At 66.3% G+C, this 16,849-nt stretch carries 14 protein-coding genes; 4 read left to right on the top strand and 10 right to left on the bottom strand.

The window, feature by feature from the left end:
- Window positions 1-65: 65 nt before the first annotated feature.
- From WFI54_RS10540 to WFI54_RS10555, 4 genes are all read right to left on the bottom strand, one after another.
- A complete protein-coding gene (locus tag WFI54_RS10540) occupies window positions 66-1,889 on the bottom strand; it encodes an alpha/beta hydrolase (protein ID WP_336652751.1) in 1,824 nt (607 codons plus the stop codon).
- Entirely contained in the window at window positions 1,886-2,194 is a 309-nt protein-coding gene (locus WFI54_RS10545; RefSeq protein ID WP_336652752.1) for a hypothetical protein, read from the bottom strand. Before WFI54_RS10545 ends, WFI54_RS10540 begins: the two co-directional genes overlap by 4 nt.
- Before the next feature lie 35 nt (window positions 2,195-2,229).
- Window positions 2,230-2,523, bottom strand: coding sequence for a WXG100 family type VII secretion target (locus WFI54_RS10550; protein ID WP_336652753.1), 294 nt, complete (start codon window positions 2,521-2,523; stop codon window positions 2,230-2,232).
- 247 nt (window positions 2,524-2,770) lie between these two features.
- Window positions 2,771-4,552 (bottom strand): proline--tRNA ligase, encoded by a 1,782-nt coding sequence (locus tag WFI54_RS10555; RefSeq protein ID WP_336653092.1) that lies wholly within the window; start codon window positions 4,550-4,552, stop codon window positions 2,771-2,773.
- A 173-nt stretch (window positions 4,553-4,725) separates the two neighbouring features.
- On the opposite strand from WFI54_RS10555, the gene WFI54_RS10560 reads away from it, so the two are divergent.
- Window positions 4,726-6,291 carry a phospholipid carrier-dependent glycosyltransferase gene (locus WFI54_RS10560; RefSeq protein WP_336652754.1) on the top strand — a complete coding sequence of 522 codons (1,566 nt, stop codon included), beginning with the start codon at window positions 4,726-4,728 and terminating at the stop codon, window positions 6,289-6,291.
- Window positions 6,292-6,346: 55 nt separating this feature from the next.
- On the opposite strand, the gene WFI54_RS10565 is transcribed toward WFI54_RS10560, so the two are convergent.
- Together WFI54_RS10565 and WFI54_RS10570 are read right to left on the bottom strand one after the other, a co-directional pair.
- Window positions 6,347-7,078, bottom strand: coding sequence for a LuxR C-terminal-related transcriptional regulator (locus WFI54_RS10565; protein WP_442918656.1), 732 nt, complete (start codon window positions 7,076-7,078; stop codon window positions 6,347-6,349).
- On the bottom strand, window positions 7,075-8,532 hold the full coding sequence (locus tag WFI54_RS10570) for an ATP-binding protein (RefSeq protein WP_336652755.1): 1,458 nt from the start codon (window positions 8,530-8,532) through the stop codon (window positions 7,075-7,077). The genes WFI54_RS10565 and WFI54_RS10570 overlap by 4 nt, the downstream gene beginning before the upstream one ends.
- A gap of 114 nt (window positions 8,533-8,646) precedes the next feature.
- Here WFI54_RS10570 and WFI54_RS10575 point away from each other — a divergent pair, with 114 nt between their 5' ends.
- Together WFI54_RS10575 and WFI54_RS10580 are read left to right on the top strand one after the other, a co-directional pair.
- The gene (locus tag WFI54_RS10575) at window positions 8,647-10,464 is read left to right on the top strand and encodes a PspC domain-containing protein (protein WP_336652756.1); all 1,818 of its coding nucleotides are present in this window, start codon (window positions 8,647-8,649) and stop codon (window positions 10,462-10,464) included.
- Window positions 10,461-10,841: a hypothetical protein gene (locus tag WFI54_RS10580; RefSeq protein ID WP_336652757.1), complete on the top strand. Its 381-nt coding sequence runs from the start codon at window positions 10,461-10,463 to the stop codon at window positions 10,839-10,841. Before WFI54_RS10575 ends, WFI54_RS10580 begins: the two co-directional genes overlap by 4 nt.
- Before the next feature lie 178 nt (window positions 10,842-11,019).
- Here WFI54_RS10580 and WFI54_RS10585 read toward each other — a convergent pair whose 3' ends face one another.
- The gene (locus tag WFI54_RS10585) at window positions 11,020-12,558 is read right to left on the bottom strand and encodes a sensor histidine kinase (protein ID WP_336652758.1); all 1,539 of its coding nucleotides are present in this window, start codon (window positions 12,556-12,558) and stop codon (window positions 11,020-11,022) included.
- Between the two features lie 468 nt (window positions 12,559-13,026).
- Between WFI54_RS10585 and WFI54_RS10590 the strand changes: the two genes are divergently transcribed.
- Window positions 13,027-13,425 carry an Rv3235 family protein gene (locus WFI54_RS10590; protein ID WP_336652759.1) on the top strand — a complete coding sequence of 133 codons (399 nt, stop codon included), beginning with the start codon at window positions 13,027-13,029 and terminating at the stop codon, window positions 13,423-13,425.
- Window positions 13,426-13,536: 111 nt separating this feature from the next.
- Here WFI54_RS10590 and rlmB read toward each other — a convergent pair whose 3' ends face one another.
- The 3 genes from rlmB to phoU all read right to left on the bottom strand — a co-directional run bounded on the left by rlmB (window position 13,537) and on the right by phoU (window position 16,714).
- The gene (rlmB, locus tag WFI54_RS10595; protein ID WP_336652760.1) at window positions 13,537-14,526 is read right to left on the bottom strand and encodes a 23S rRNA (guanosine(2251)-2'-O)-methyltransferase RlmB; all 990 of its coding nucleotides are present in this window, start codon (window positions 14,524-14,526) and stop codon (window positions 13,537-13,539) included.
- The gene (cysS, locus tag WFI54_RS10600) at window positions 14,523-15,983 is read right to left on the bottom strand and encodes a cysteine--tRNA ligase (protein ID WP_336652761.1); all 1,461 of its coding nucleotides are present in this window, start codon (window positions 15,981-15,983) and stop codon (window positions 14,523-14,525) included. Before cysS ends, rlmB begins: the two co-directional genes overlap by 4 nt.
- 89 nt (window positions 15,984-16,072) lie before the next feature.
- Window positions 16,073-16,714, bottom strand: a complete 642-nt coding sequence (gene phoU / locus WFI54_RS10605) for a phosphate signaling complex protein PhoU (RefSeq protein ID WP_336652762.1) — start codon at window positions 16,712-16,714, stop codon at window positions 16,073-16,075.
- Window positions 16,715-16,849: the final 135 nt, after the last annotated feature.

Here is a 16,849-nt window from a genome sequence, read left to right on the forward strand (position 1 = left end):
CGGGCGACAGATACCCGACCTCGTCGCTCGGCGCACCGTTTTCATCGAACTCCGGCACGAACATGTCATGAACGTTGGTTTGTTTCTCGCCATTGCCCCCCCTCAGCCGAGAACTCAACGGCTCCGATCTGCCGCGGATCGATCCGATCGCTCAGGTAGAAATCCGTTCCTTCCTGAGCTTTAATCGGCACCTGCGCTAGCGAATCCTTCTGTGCTTGCGTTGCATACAGACGCCCCGTGTCTTTGATCCCGTGTCTCAGACCTTCAGAGGTAGTGTCGGCCGCGAACCCGGCGGATCCGTAGGTCACGACGTTGTCGACTTTGAAGTCCAGCGAGCTGTGCTGCAGCGCTTCCGCAACCGCGGTCGAACCGTATGAGTGAGCGAACACCGCGAACTGTTCAAGAGGAGCGTGTCTCGTGCCACGACTGGCCTGAATGCCATCAAGAAAGCTCGCGATATTCTCCGCGGCCCCGGTCGCGCGCGTCATCGACCCCACACCCCACAACGAGGGAGCTCGATAGCCGATCACCATCACTACCGCATACGATCCGCCCGGAAACCCCCTTTGGGCTTCCTTGAAAATCTCCGCAACGCCGTCCACTCCGTTGCCGATTCCTGCGACGCTTGAACCCATGCCTGCATAGTTCACCCCTACATGAGATGCGCGATCGAGGTCACCGAGCGAGATCCCAGCGGTCAGGGCACCATCGTGAACGCCCAGATTCACCAACTGGATCTTCGTTGTTTTAGGGAGCTCGACTCCGACTTGCCCTTCAGCATTGATGAGCGCCTCATTCAACCCTTCGATGTGCTGTATGAACTCTTTGAGAGCAAATCGTCCACGAGGGCGTATGCCGTATACGAGCTCATATCCTGCAACAGGGTCAGTCAGAGCACGCTCGAGCACGGCTCGCCCCGCAATGTCCTGCACCCAAGCCGGAACTCCGTTCGTCCGAGCCAGCACTGCGAGCACTTCAAGAGGAAGGCCCCGAACGTCACCCTTTCCGTACCTCCGCGACTCGCGGATTGATTTCCACGCTGCAGCGACTTCAGGCTCAGAAAGTTCACCCGAGAGAATCTTTTGCAAACTCGAATCTTCAGCGAAGTCTTGCGACTGCTCTGCTCCGCCGAGAACGGCGGTGAACATGCCTGATTGGACGGCACCGCCGGAGAAGCGAATCAGCTCGCCGAGATCCGTATGATCCAATGCGTTCACAAGTGCGCACTCGGCAGCCCTCCGGTCTTCGACCAAAGCTCGCCACATGCGTTGCGCTGCTGAGATTCGTTCCAGTGCGCCCACCCATACTTGAGCTGCACCGACCCAATCTGTCTCGGCCTGAGCCCGCGCCGCACGCCTCGCCGCTCGTTGCATTGCAGCCGCAGGATCGTCCAGCTCGGATCCGCCACGCATTGCCCCGACAGAGCTCGCAGGCGGACACACACTCGGAGGTTCGTGCCAAGCGTCGGGCACGCAGGAGGAATTCACCTCAAGACCGGCACAAGCTGCTTCGAGTCGACGTGACGCTGCGATGATCAGGTGAAGATCGGATTCCACCGTCGCAACGACAGCGCGGGCCGCACGGTGAATTCCCTCGATTTTGGAACTATAGGTTCCGAAGGCCTGCGCACCTGCAGCCACCGAATGCGTGAATGCGCGAGCGGCGGGCACCACCCGTCCGTCGAGCCGGGTACGCAGCGTCGCGAGGCTCACCCCCCGCATTGCACCGAGAGTACCTGAGGCCTGCGCAACGTACCCGACCATGTCTTCCACCTGACGCACTACGCGGCGCAGCACGTGGGCCGCCTGAGATGCATCGTCCGGCGTTCCGACAATGGGCGACCGCTCTTGCAGCACACCGCCCTCGATCACGGGATAGGTAACGGTCATGTCGAGGCCGCAACTGCGTTGCCACAACTCACGCTTTGCGCAAGACGCGCATCGGTCTGCTTCGCAGCATCAGCGATGGTATCCACCGCAGTGCCGGAGCACGCCAGCGAGGCTGAAAGCTCTTCCATGCCATTCGCGACAGCCTGAATAAATGCATCGATACGACCGGTCACGCCCTCGTAGGTGGCGGCACCGCGCATCGGCAATGTCAGCACATCACTCGTGGCAACCGCACCGCTTGCTCGTCGCAGCCCGGACGCTGCTACGTCCAAACCTGCGTTAGAAACCTTCACATCGGGCACCACACGCCTCTCCCTTCTCCCGAACCGCTCACCTCGCGCTAGTTGATCCGCGCCGCGATCTGCGCGTCCATGTCGCGCATGGCGTTCGCGGTCTGGGTGAGAAAGCTCTGGATCTCGGTGAGCTTTTCGATCACGGTGTTTGCACTCACCGTGTACTGGGCGTAGGCATCGTTGAACTTCACGGATGCTTGGTCGGTGACGAAACCCGACGACACGAGCGCCGCGATCTGCTGCTGCAACTGCTGCAACTTCTGGGTGATCTCGTCGCGTCCCACTCCCAACTGGGTGGCCGACTGCTCGATCTCGGCATAGGAGACGCTGATGTTTGCCATGGTGATTCCAATCGCTGGGGCCAACGAGCACACCTCGCCAGCCAGGATGAATTATCGATGCGTATCGATAACCCAAACTCTAGTAAGACTATGCGTTGCAGAAGAGAACCATGAGACAATCTGTGGATAACTCAGCACGATCACCCACCGACCCCAACTGTGAGCGAAGCACCGCGGAACGCACGAGGCCCCGGATCGCCGTGCGATCCGGGGCCTCGAATGTCGCGCGATTCCGCGCCGAAGTACGTTACTGCGAAGCCGCGAAGAGCGCAGGAACCTCGCTCAGCGCCACCCGTTCCTTGGTGCCGGCCTCGCGATCCCATACCTCGGCGAACCCCTCAGCTGCATCGCGGCCTACGACCACGACGCGGGGCACACCCAGCAGTTCGGCGTCGCCGAACTTCACGCCGGGAGACACCTTGGGGCGATCGTCAAATAGCACGTCAGCACCCACTGATTCAAGGCTCGACGCAAGCGACGAGGCGATGTCGTACACGGCAGTGTCCTTGCCGGTCGCCACGAGGTGCACGTCGAACGGCGCCACTGCGGCCGGCCAGATGAGGCCACGGTCGTCGTGGTGCAGCTCGGCGAGAATCGCCATGATGCGAGTGACTCCGATACCGTACGAGCCCATGGTGACGGTCACGAGCTTGCCGTTCTCGTCGAGCACTTTGAGGCCCAGCGCCTCGGCGTACTTGCGGCCGAGCTGGAAGACGTGGCCGATCTCCATGCCACGGGCGGTTTCGATGGGGCCCGATCCGTCGGGAGCGGGGTCGCCATCGCGCACGGTGGCGACATCGGCCACACCGTCAGCGGTGAAATCGCGCCCGGCGACGAGGTGCGCCACGTGCTTCTCAAACTCGTTTGCACCGGTCACCCAGGGGGTTCCGTCGATAACCCGCGGATCAAGCAGGAAGCGGATACCGCTCGATCCTTCCAGCCCGAGCACGGCCTTGCCATGCGCAGCAGGACCGATGTATCCCTTCACCAGCTCCGGGTGCTTCTCGAAGTCGGCGGCGGTGGCGGGCTCGACCTCGCAACCGGGGAACGCCACCTCGACGCGCTTCATGTCGGCGTCGCGGTCTCCTGGCACGCCGATCACCACGAGCGAGCGTTCGCCCTCAAGGTCGGTGACGGCGAAGACGAGGCACTTGAGTGTGTCGGAGGCTTCCCAGGCGCGGCCGTCTTCGCGCGGCAGCACCGCGTTGGCGTGGGACACAAGGGTGTCGATCGTGGCGGCGTCGGGCGAATCGAACACGATCGGCTGCGGCAGGCCGGCAACCACCTCGGCCGGCACGGGGCCGGGCACGGGAGTCTCGTAGGCTTCGACATTCGCGGCGTAGCCTCCGGCGGAGCGCACGAAGGTGTCCTCGCCGATCGCGGTCGGCAGCAGGAACTCCTCGCTGCGCGATCCGCCCATCGCACCGGCATCGGCCGACACAATCACGTACTCCAGACCGAGACGCGCAAAGATGCGCTCGTATGCGTCGCGCTGCTTCTGGTAGCTCGCGGCCAGCCCCTCATCGGAGACGTCGAAGGAGTAGGCATCCTTCATGGTGAACTCGCGTCCGCGCAGCAGTCCGGCGCGGGGCCGGGCCTCGTCACGGTACTTGTCCTGGATCTGATACAGCGACAGCGGCAGGTCTTTGTACGACGAGACGATGTCCTTCACCATCAGCGTGAAGGCTTCTTCGTGTGTGGGCGCGAGCAGGTAGTCGGCGCCGTGCCGATCCTGCAGCCTGAACAGGGCGTCGCCGTATTCTTCCCATCGCCCGGTGGCCTCGTAGGGCTCGCGCGGCAGCATCGCCGGGAAGTGCACCTCGTGTGCACCGGCCGCGGCCATCTCCTCGCGGATGATCTGCTCGATCTTGCCCTTGACGCGCAGGCCCAGCGGCAGCCACCCAAACACGCCGGGCGCCTGTCGGCGGATGTAGCCCGCGCGCACGAGGAGCTTGTGGCTGGCCACCTCGGCGTCGGCGGGATCCTCACGGAGAGTCTTCAGGAAGTAGTTGCTGAGCCGCGTAATCACCCCACTATCGTAGCCCTCGCGAGTGGGCGATCCCATTTCTCACCTCCACGCAGGCCGCGGATCGCAGTTCAGACTCGTGGTTTCGCGTGTTTCGATCAGCCTGAGCTGCGATCCACGCCCTGAGCAGGGCGGCATGCGGCGGCGGTGACGCGCGGCGGCCCTATCCTGGGGGCATGAGGGGATTGCACTGGCTGCGGTGGATCGCGCCTGTGCTGGTGCTCGGGATCGCGGCCGCGCTCCGTTTCTGGGCGCTGGGGCGCCCCGGCGTGCTCGTGTTCGACGAGCTCTACTATGTGCGCGACGCGATCAGCCAGCTCGCGCACGGCTTTCCGACGGTGTGGCCTGACGACGACCCTTCGATGGCTGGGGGCCGTGCGAACGCGTTCACCGATGCTCCGTCGAACGCGGTGCACCCGCCACTCGGCAAGTGGTTGATCGGCTTGGGGATTCTGGTCTTCGGCCCCGACAACGGGTGGGGATGGCGCAGCGCGGTCGCTCTTGCGGGAGTGGCGACGGTGGGGATCGTGATGCTGCTCGGCTGGTTGCTCACGCGCAGCCTGGTGATGTCGTGGCTCGCCGGGCTGCTGCTCGCAATCGACGGGGTGCATGTCGTACTCACCAGGGTGGGGCTGCTCGACGGGTTTCTCACGCTGTTCATCGCGATGGGCGCACTGTTCGTGTGGCTGGACATCGAGTGGTCGTCGCGCCGGGCCGAGGGTCGTTTGCGGACGCGGCAGCGGCCGGGTGGGGCCGCGGGGCGGATCGGGAAGTCTGGGCCGGTCCTCGTGTGGCGGCCCTGGCTCATCGCCGCCGGGCTTGCCTTCGGCGCTGCTGCGGCTGTGAAGTGGTCGGGGCTCTACCCGCTGGCGTTCTTCCTCGTCTTCGTGTCGCTGCGTGATCTGCTCATTCGGCTACGCCGCTGTGAGCGCGGCGCTTTCTGGAGGTCGGTGCTCCAGGCCGGGGTCGTGGCGGTGTCGGCATTGCCCGCCGCTGCCCTCGCCTATCTTGCGAGCTGGGTGGGCTGGATCACGCACCCTGGTGGCTGGGCGCGCACGCCCGGCACGCCCTGGCCTACGGCTCTTGTCGAGTACCACGCCGAAATGCTGGCCTGGCACAGCACCTTGACCGCGCCCCATCCGTTTCAGTCGCATCCGTTGAGCTGGCCGCTCGCGCTGGTTCCGACGGCGATGTATGAGGCGCGCTGGACCGAGGGATGCCCGTGGCACGAATGCGTCTCGGGTGTTTCGCCGCTGCCGAATCCGCTGGTGACGTGGGGCGGCGCTGCGGCGCTGCTCGTGCTCGCTTGGCTGATCGTGCGGCAATTGCTTCGCTCGAAGCGAGGGTTCGCGGCTGAGGCTGCGACTGCGATCAGCCCGCTCCCCCTGGCGGGCGCCTTCGTGCTGACTGGTTTCCTCTCCGGGTGGCTTCCGTGGGCGCTGACCTTCTCGCGTTCGGCGGTGTTCCAGTTTTACGCGGTGGTGTTGACGCCGTTCTCTGCGCTGGCACTCGCAATGGTGCTCGGTCTGCTGTGCGGCCTTCCGTTGCGTTCCGGGGGCGGATCCCGGTTCGTGCTGGCACTCGACGGCGAGCCGAGTGCGGTGCTCGGGCGGCGGATCGCAGTGACTGTGTTTCTGGTGGTGGCGGCGGTGCTGGCGGTGTTCTTCGTTCCGGTCTGGACGGGGATGCCCGTCGCCGACTGGTTCTGGCAGCTGCACCTGTGGCTGCCTGGATGGAGCTGACGGGGGCGGCTGGCTTTCTCCAATCGCGGAGCGCCCGAGGCCACGATGCCGATGCTCAGAGCAGGCGTCGTTGCAGCGCCCAGGCGGTGAGTTCGTGCCTATTTGAGAGCTGGAGTTTGCGGAGCACCTTCGACACATGGGTTTCGACGGTTTTCACCGAGAGGAAGAGCTCTGCTGCCACTTCTTTGTAGGCATAGCCTCGGGCGATCATGCGCATGACTTCCTGCTCTCGCGCTGAGAGTCTGTCGAGTTCGTCGTCGGCCGCGGCGGTCTCGCCCCCTCCGGCACCGAAGGCGTCGAGCACGAATCCGGCAAGCCGCGGCGAGAACACCGCGTCTCCGCCGTGCACGCGCATCGCCGCGGCGGTCACCTCGGAGCCTGACGCAGCCTTAGTGAGATAGCCGCGTGCGCCGGCACGGATGACGCTCACCACGTCATCGGCGGCGTCGGAGACGCTGAGGGCGAGGAAGCGCGTGGCACGCAGCGCGGGATCTCCTGCGAGTTGTTGCACCACCTCGGCCCCGCCGCCTCCGTTTCCGCCTGGCAGGTGCACGTCGAGGAGCACCACGGCGGGCGTCAGCGCGGCAATGCGGGCGACGGCCTCATCGACGTTCGCAGCCTCACCCACCACGTCGAGTTCCGGGCCGAGTTCGGCCCGGAGTCCGGTGCGAAAGATCTGGTGATCGTCGACGATCACCACCCGGATTGAGGGGACCGTCTGCTCGTGTGCGGTGGCGTCTCGTGCACCGTCTCCGCCTGCACCATCAGATTCGTGCGGATCGGTCATTGTGTGCTCCCTCGTGGCTCGTGTGTGTCGGGTGCGGCCGCGGGCCGCGCATCCGCCTCTGGCACCGACTGCTCGACAGGCATCGCGAGGCGCACCGAGGTGCCGCCTCCTGGGCCCGGCACAATCTTCGCGGATCCCCCTGCTCGGTCCATGCGTCCGAGGATCGATTCGCGCACGCCCATGCGACCCTCGGGCAGCTGTTCCGCGTCGAGGCCAGGCCCCCGATCAGTGATGTCGATGGAGATGCGGTGCGGTGCAGCCTCGATATAGACCGTCACGTCTCCGCCGGCGTGGCGCGCAGCGTTGAGCATTGCCTCCCGCGCGGCCAACACAATCGCCTCGGGGGCGGTGGCACTGCCGCCGACGGAGACAATTTCGAAGCGCACGGCGTGCACCTCTTCGAGCGCCGTGGCGTGCGCCCGAAGATCTGCGTCGACGGCCGCACGCGGTGCCGGCGGGGCACCGTCTGCAGAACGGAACAGCCACTCACGCAGTTCTCGTTCTTGGCCGCGAGCAATGCGCGCAACGTCGCTGCCTGGTTCGGACCGCTGCTGGATCAGCGCAAGTGTCTGCAGAACGGAGTCGTGCAGGTGCGCTGCGATGTCCGAGCGTTCTGCCTCGCGAGCACGAGCAGCACGTTCCGCGATCAGCTCGCGATTGATCCGCAGCAGCCACGGCGCGATCGCGAGGGCGACTCCGGCGAGCACGGCCAGTGACGCGGCAACCACGGTCCAGGCGTTCGGCTCGCGTGACGTGACGAAGATCATGAGCACCCCGACAGCAACAAGCGCGAGTGCCCCGAGCACGCGGGGCAACTGATTGCGGTCAGGGCGATCGCGATCCGCGATCTGCCACCAGGTGAGCCCAACGCCGACGAGCACCGCAAGCGCGGGCAGCATCAGCTCGAGTTCGAGATGAGCCCCCAGGCGGTCGAGCACGAGCCCGACCCCTGCTATCAACAGACACACCCCGAGCAGCAGTTCAGCAATGGGCCATCGTCTCCGGAACCCGGCCTCACTCGCGCCAGGTGGCTCGGTTCGGCCGGGCGCTCGGGCATCCCCCGCCGACCCTGAGGCATCCGTGAGCGCTGCCAGGCGTGCAGGCCCCGCCGAGGCCGCCGACGCTCTCGGGCCGACTGAGGGAGGCCTCGAATCGGTGCCATGCGGGGCTGTTCTCGTGAACCCGCCTGATGCCGGAGCGGGCTGCCGCGGCTGGTCGGCCGCCGGCCTCGTGAGGGCACGGCGCAATGGCAGCACTCCGTCTTCGTCGCCAGCCAACGGCACCGTGCCCCAGAGCCAGAGATACAGCAGCCCGCCGGCTCCACCGAAGACGCACGAGGCGAGCATGACCCCGCGCACCATCGCGAGCGGCCAGCCGAGGTGTTCGGCGAGGCCGGCGCAGACGCCGGCGAGAACGCCGGCGTCTCGCGATCGCGTCAGAGGTGGTCGTTGCATGGTTCCATCCAAGCACGGGCCACCGACACCAAGGGGCTCGGGGTCGAAACCTCAGGGGTCGCTCAGGGTGAACCCCGATGGCACAGTGTCGGTGGTCAGCGTCAGACTCGAAGCATGAACGATTCACCAGATTCCGAACGCCCCGAAGGCGCCCCCGCCGGGCACGGCTTCTTCGCCTGGCTCCGCGACCTCGACATCGTGCGCGGCTCCGATCGCTGGCTCGCCGGCGTGGCCGGAGGGCTCGCCGCCAGAACCGGCATCGACCTCCTCATCGTGCGCGGCATCTTCATCGTGCTGGCACTGCTCGGCGGTCCCGGCGTGCTCCTTTACCTGGCCGGCTGGCTGCTGCTGCCCGACAGCAGCGGCCGCATTCACCTCGAAGACATCTTCCGGGGGCGAGCGTCAGCCGGGGTGGTGACTGCGGCGATCGTCATCGGCGCACTTGTCGTCATCCCGGCAGCCTTCGGAACCGCGTTCGCAGGGGTGCCGCTGCTCGGCATCTCCGGCCCCTGGGGCTGGGATATCTGGAGCGCGGTCAACATACCTGGCTGGATTCCGCGCACCGCCGCCTGGCTGTTCTGGATCGCGATCATCGTGTTCGGTCTGCTCTGGCTGAGGAAGGCCACGCTGAACCGGGGCCGTAGCCAGGCGCAGCAGCAGCACCAAACGCAGCAGCAGGCGCAGCAGCACAACCAGTCCAGCGCGGGTGCCGGCCCGCATTCCGGCACCGAATCCACTGAGGCTGCGACCGGGTCGTACCCTGCTCAGCCGAACGGTGCCGCTTTCGCGGCGACAACCGACGGCTCGGGCACCGAACCGCTTGGGACCCCTGGATCCGCCCACCCCACAGCAGAGCAAGACACCCGCTCATTCACCGAGCGCACCGACGACTTCGCGCGGCGCGCTGCTGACGGGGCAGCTGCCTGGGGCGAGCGCGTCGGAGAGAAGGCCACACGCTGGGGCGACGAGGTCGGTCGCCAGGCCGACGAGTGGAGCGCGCGCTACGCGCAGCACCACGACGCGCACCGCATGGGTGCTGCGCAGGCGGTGCTCACGCTCGCACTCGCGCTGCTCGCTGCCGGAGGCACTGCGCTCTGGGTGATGGGGCTCGACACGCCACCGCAGGTGAGCAGCGTCGCTCCGGCGCCCCTGCTCGCGGCAATCATCGCAGCACTCGCCGTGCTCGCCGTCTCGCTCATCGTGGCGGGAGTGCGCGGTCGGCACACCGGCTGGGTCGGTTTTCTCGCAGCGTGCGGGGTGTTCGCGCTGCTCCTCACAGTCGTGCTCCCCTGGGGCACCCGCTTCCACCCCTTCGGCACGGCGCACGTCGACGGGCTTAGCCCGGCGGGAACCGTCGTTCTTGTGGGCACGACCAATGTCGATCTGCGCGACCTTGACGATCTCCCCGAAGAGCCGAAAGATCTTGAGATCTGGATGCTCGCTGGCACAACTTCGATTCAGCTGCCTGAGCATCGCCCCACCGCGGTCCGAGTGCGGGTGCTCGCGGGCACCGTGGAAGAAGACGCCTCTGGGCGAGACACCCCCCGGCTCTCCGGCCTCTTCCTCTCGCACGACACCGGGAACACCGCGGCCACCAACAGCGACGCCTTCGCTGACGAATCGACCGCGCACGTTACGGTCTACCTGCTGGCAGGCACCGTGAACATCGAGGGCAGTGGCACCACCGCCGACAGGCTCGCAGAGCGCAGCACGGCCGAGCGGGACCGCCTCTCCGATCAGAGCCGTCGCGATCTCGCCGAGCAGCAGGCTGCCGACCGTGAGCAGCTCGCGGAAGCCCGGCAATCGCTCGATCGAGTCGAGTGGCAGTTGCAAGAACCTGGCCTCAGCGCCACGGAGCGGCGACAGCTCGAACAGCAGCGCAAAGATCTGCTCAACACCGTGAACGACCTCGAACAGGAGATGGCGCGATGAACACGAACCACCCCGACTCCGACCCCACCGGCCCGGTGGACGCCTCCGGCGCTGCAGGCCCAGTGGGAGCCACTGGGCCTGCAGACGCCACATCACCGGCACAGCACCCGCCGACGGCGAATGCTGCCGCCCCGAACGCGGCTGCCCCAAACGCCGCACCCCCTTCGAATCCGTCCTCAGCCCCGAGTAAGGTGGGGCCCCGCACAGCTCCGATCGTTTGGGGCGCGCTGATCCTCGCGTTCTGCGGCTACGCCGCGCAGCGAGCATTCGGCGGCGACAGCATCGACACCGCGTGGTGGATCACAGCCACGGTAATCGGCCTCGGAGTGCTGCTGCTCGTGGTGGGCGGCGCGATTCTGCTGCGCGGGAGGCGCTAGCAGCGTAGAGAAGCGCTGACTCCGCGGAGATGCGCTGACTCCGCGGAGAAGCGCTGCCGCTGCAGAGACGGCCGGCGTCAATGAGCCCAGCGCATCTTCGCAGGAGGAACGAGTCGCCAGCCCCAGCCGCAGAACCAGCACTCAGGCTAGCCCCAGCCGCAGGACCAGCCCCCTCCGACTAAGGCAGCACTCGGGGGTTTTCGCGCGTTGTCGTGGGGATGCGGGGAATCTCTCGCGTCTGGGCAGAGATCCAGTGCAAGGGCACCTGCACTGCCACACGAGTGCCGCCCCCGGCGTCGGGGCCCCAGACGATGCTGCCGCCCAGTTCGCCTTCGACCAGGGTGCGCACGATCTGGGTTCCGAGACCGTCGCCGACGGTGCCGCCGGGCAGGCCGGTTCCCGTGTCGATAACTTCCACCGAGAGCCTGTCGTCACTGCGGTTGGCCTTGATGAGCACCTCGCCCTCGCGACCGGCGAGGCCGTGCTCTACGGCGTTCGTCACGATCTCCGTAAGGGCCAGCGCGAGCGGGGTGGCGTACTCCGAGGGAAGCTCGCCGAACTCGCCTTCCTTGCGCAGGTGCACTGTGGTGTTGTGCAGGCTGGCGACCTCGGCGGCGAGCCCCAGCACGCGGTCGAACACCACGTTGAAGTCGACGATCTGCGACAGCCCCGTCGAAAGCGTGTCGTGCACCACGGCGATCGCGGCGACGCGGCGCATGGCCTGACCGAGCACCTGCTTCGCCTCTTCGCTGCGGGCTCGTCGCGCCTGTACTCGCAGCAGCGAGGCGACAGTCTGCAGGTTGTTCTTCACCCTGTGGTGAATCTCGCGGATCGTGGCGTCTTTGGTGATCAGTTCTTGAGCCTGCTGTCGCAACTCGGTCACATCGCGGGTGAGCACGATGCCGCCCACGCGGGCTCCGTCACGGATCACCGGGATCGACCTGAGATTCACGGTGCGTCCGCGCGCGGTGATCTCGCCACGCTTCGCCACCTTGCCCTGGGCGATAAGCGGCAGCGACTCGTTGGTGTCGAACTGCCCCTTGACGATTTCAGCAATCACCTCAGCGAAGTTTTCACCCTCGAGCTCGTCACGGAAACCGAGCCTGTTGAAGATCGTCTGCGTGTTGGGGCTCGCGAATGTCGCGGTTCCTTCAAGGTCAATGCGCACGAGTCCGTCCGAGGCGCGCGGTGCGCCGTGCTCACGACCGGCGGAGGTGCCCGGCGACGGGAAGAGACCGTGCTGGATCATCGCGAACATGTCGTCCGAGACCTCGCGGAATGCCGCACCGATCCGCGACGCCTTCTGGGTGTCGGCGACGCTCGTGTGCACTGTCGCAACCGCGAAGGGGCCATGCTCACCGTTCTCGGTGCGGCGGCTCACCGAGTAGGCGGAGAGACGCATCGGGTTTTCCTCGTACCAGGCGGGTGATGTCGAGATGACGGGTTCGCCGGTGCCCATCGCCTCGTCGACGAGTTCGCGCCAGTCCGGGCGCAGAAACTCACCGATCACGTCGCGGTAGAACAGCGTGACCGAACCGGCCGGGCGACTGTGCGCCACAGCGAGGTAGTCGCCGTTTTCCGTGGGCACCCACAGCACGACATCGCTGAGGGCGAGGTCGGCGAGCAGCTGCCAGTCAAGGGCGAGCAGCTCGAGCCACTCGATCTCCTCTTCGTTCAGGGTCGAGTACTTCGTCGCGAGATCACGCAGAGTAGCCACCCCCTCAGCCTAGGGCACCACAACCTCAGGAAGACCAATTTTTCCCACCACCGAAATGCGGGTGCAGCCTCTCACCGTCCACACGTTGGCCCAGATCCTCCGCATTTCAAGCAAACTGACAGAACTACAACTCAGCACAGATATAACACAGCTTTTTTGACCAGTTTCCAAACGCACTTGACTGGCATCACTGGGTATTCTCTAGCATGGACCTTCCACTGACTCCACGACATCTGCCGCTGAAGTCACGACGATGCACTGTCGCATCATCGCCTGGCGCGACATTCGCCGGGTTGAAAGGAGACCGCTATGTCATCTTCCGCCGCTCTCAGGCCAGCCAGCAGCACTCAGGTGCGCGCAAGTCCTCCGCCAGCTTCCGAGCGAGCTGCGCAGCCCGCACCCGCTCCCGCTCCCGCTCCCGCTCCAGCCGCTACAGAACGCAGCAGCCCAGCCCGGCACCTGCGCGCGGTGCCCGCACTCACGGCTCCTGCCCGTGACCGAGCCGCGGATCCGCCCCCCGATAGGCTCATTCCCGCCCCGCCTCCGCAACTGATCCAGAGGCTTGCGCTCTACGCCTTTGAAGCGCTCGAAGGCACTCGCGCGATTGCACAGCTCGGCGGCTGGGTCACTCCCGCAGTCGTGCAGCAGCTGCAGGAACGCCGGGCGGCCCGCACCGAGCGACGCACGCTCTACCACGACGAACGCCGCATCGTCGCGACTCCAGGCCGCGCGCATATCGGGCGCCCACTCCCGCACATCATCGAGGCAACCGTCGTGCTCTACGCCCAGCCACGGTCATGCGCCGTCGCGCTGCGCTTCGAGCACTGCGCCGGTCGGTGGCGAGCCACCGACCTCACAGTACTGTGAGACGACCCGGCGCAGCTCGCACGCGATCGCGCACGAACGCTCGCTCCAGGCGCGGGTGTGGGGGCCCCGAAATCGAGGCCCACACACCCGCAAACCAAGCGGGCGAAACCACTACTCAGCGCGAAGCTTCGCCACCTCGTAGAGCGCCACACTCGCCGCGATACCCGCGTTGAGCGACTCGGTTGCAGAGGAGATCGGGATCGACACGACGGCGTCGCAGTGCTCGGTGACGAGACGCGACAGGCCCTTGCCTTCGCTGCCGATCACGAGCACGAGCGGGCGATCGGCCAGTTCGAGCCCGGGCAACGAAACATCGCCGCCGCCGTCGAGCCCCAGCACGAACACGCCCTGCTTCTTGAACTCTTTGAGCGTCTGGGTAAGGTTCGATGCCATCGCCACGGGGATACGGGCCGCGGCACCGGCAGAGGTCTTCCAAGCGGCCGAGTTGAGGCCGGCGGAGCGGCGCTGGGGCACCACGACGCCCTGCCCGCCGAAGGCTGCGGTAGAGCGGATGATCGCCCCCAGGTTGCGGGGGTCGGTCACGCCGTCGAGTGCGACGATCAGCGGCACCTGATTGCGGGCGATGATCTCGTCGAGCATTTCGAGGGGGTGCGCGTACTCCATCGGAGGCACCTTGAGCACAACACCCTGGTGCACCGTGTCGCGCTCGGTCATGCGATCCATCTCGGGACGCATTACTTCGAGCACGGGCAGGTTGCGGTTCGTCGCGAGGCGCAGGATCTCACGCGTGCGATCGTCCATCTCGATGCGAGCGGCGATGTACAGCGTGGTAGCGGGGATACGGGTGCGCAGCGCTTCGAGCACCGCATTGCGGCCGGTGACCAGCTCCGACTCGTCCTTCTTCGACCCGCCGCGACCACGCTCAGGCGAACGACCCGAGCCGCCCGCGTGCCGCAGCTTGGCAGCTTCGTAGCGCTCACGCGACTTCTTGGCCTTGTATGCGGCGTGATACTCGCGGTCTTCGGCGCGAGGTGTGGGGCCGCGGCCTTCAAGGGCTTGACGCCCCTGCCCGCCCGAGCCCACGGCCTTGCCGAGACCCTTCTTGCGCACGGCGCCGGTACGGCTCTTCTTATTACTCATGACAGGCTCCAGCGAGTTCCGTTCGGGGTGTCTTCCAGCGCGATGCCGGCTGCCAGCAAGCGGTCGCGAATTGCGTCACTTGCGGCGAAGTCTTTGTTCTTGCGGGCCTCGGCGCGCTCATTGGCGAGCTGCTGCACGAGTGCATCGAGCGCGGATGCGCTCGCGTGTTCGCTAGCGGATCCGCCTGCGGCGCCGGCCCACGACGCTGCGCGCGGGTCGAGGCCGAGCACGTCGAGCATAGCGGCGAGCTCTGTGGCGCGGGCCACCGCGGTAGCGGCGTCGCCGGAGTCGATCGCGGCGTTGCCGGCGCGCACGGCACCGTGCACAGCCGCGAGCGCCTGTGGCACGGCGAAGTCGTCGAGCATCGCTTCGACGAACGCCGAGGGCAGTCGCTGCGCGGCACCGGTCGCACCGGGTGCGGGAATCTGCTCGGCTCCTTCGAGTTCAGCTGCGCGCTCCAGGAAGCTCTCGATCCGCGAGAATGCAGCATCCGCTTCTGCGAGCGAGTGCTCCGAGAACTCGAGCACCGAGCGGTAGTGGGCGGATCCGAGGAAGTAGCGCAGCACGATGGGTCGCGCGGCAGCGAGCAGATCCGCTGCGAACAGCGAATTGCCCAGCGACTTCGACATCTTCTGGCCGCCGGTGTTCACAAGGCCGTTGTGGATCCAGTGGCGTGCGAAGGGGTGCCCTGCCGCCTGGGATTGCGCCAGCTCATTCTCGTGGTGCGGGAAGCGCAGATCGAGCCCACCGCCGTGAATGTCGAATTCCTCGCCGAGGTAGCGCGTCGCCATCGCCGAGCATTCGATATGCCAGCCCGGCCGGCCACGCCCCCACGGGGACTCCCACGAGGCCGATACCGGCTCGTGCTCGCGGTGCGCCTTCCACAGCGCGAAGTCTTGCGGGTTGCGCTTGCCCCCAGCGTTCGCAGAATCGGCGGCGTCTTCCATCTGCTCACGGCTCTGGCGCGTCAACGCACCATACGCAGGCCAGCTGGCGGTATCGAAGTAGACGCTGCCGGAACCGTCGGTGGCCGCATAAGCGTGGCCGCGCTCGACGAGCCGTTCGATGAGCGCCACCATCTCGGCGACGTTCGCGGTCGCCCGCGGCTCGTAGCTGGGCGGCAGCACGCCGATGGCGTCGTAGGCTGCAGAGAAGTCACGCTCTACCCGATAGGCGAGCGCCCACCACTGCTCGCGTGAGCCTGTCTGCTGCGCCGCGCGAGCATTGTCGAGGATCTTGTCATCAATGTCGGTGACATTGCGGATCAGCGTGACCTCGTGCCCGGTCGCCGTGAACCAACGTCGCATCTGGTCGTAGACGAGCGCGCTGCGCAGGTGCCCGATGTGCGGGGCCGACTGCACGGTCGGGCCGCAGACGTAGAGGCCGATCCTGCCCGCCTCGCGGGGCTCAAGATCGACGACCTGCTGCATGCGCGAGTCGTAGATGCGTTGTTTCACCCTCTAAGTCTACCTGCGGCCGGCCGCACGGCAGACGCGGATGCGACAGACGCGCGATCGATCCCTGGCGCGGCGAACCTCAGCGCGCCTCAGTCGAGGGTACCGCTGAGGAAGAACTGCACCTGCTTCGCGATGCTCACCGCGTGATCGCCGAAACGCTCGTGGTAGCGGCTCGCGAGCGTCGCATCGACGGCCCCCATCGGGTTGTCGGCGAGCTTGTCGCTGAGCACCTTCTCGAAGACCTTGGCGTGCAGCTCGTCGAGATCGTCGTCGAGATCGCGCACCTCCTCGATGACCCGCGCATCGAACGCGCTGAGCAGCTCGACAATCTTGCTCGCCATTTCGACATCGAGCGCCCCCATGCGCACAAAGATCTTCTTCAGCCCCTTGGGGATTGCGCTCTCGGGGTAGCGGTAGCGGGCGAGCTGCGCAATGTGCTGCGCCAGGTCACCCATACGCTCCAGCGATGCACTCATGCGCAGCGCACCGACCATAAGGCGCAGATCGGAGGCAACGGGCTGCTGCCGGGCGAGGATGTCGATCGTGAGCTGGTCGAGCTGCGCCGCGAGCACGTCGATCTCCTCGGCACCGTCGAGCACCTGCTCCGCAAGTGCGACGTCGGAGTTGCCGAAGGCTGCGGTGGCGTTCTCGATCGCCGCCTCTACGAGCTCGGCGATCTTGACCAGGCGCTCCTGCACCTCGCGCAGTTCCTGCTGAAAGACCTCACGCATGCCGTTTCCTCTCTAAATCCTGCACCCAACGGGCACCCTCACCAGTCTGGGCCGGGCCGGTGAACCACGGCGCACGGGCAGGTGAACAACAGTTGAACTCTGAATCTCCGGTCGGGGGCCACCTCTACGATAAAA

It is taken from the genome of Leucobacter sp. MMO-125 (assembly GCF_037148395.1).
In the GTDB taxonomy this organism is placed as follows: Bacteria; Actinomycetota; Actinomycetes; order Actinomycetales; family Microbacteriaceae; genus Leucobacter.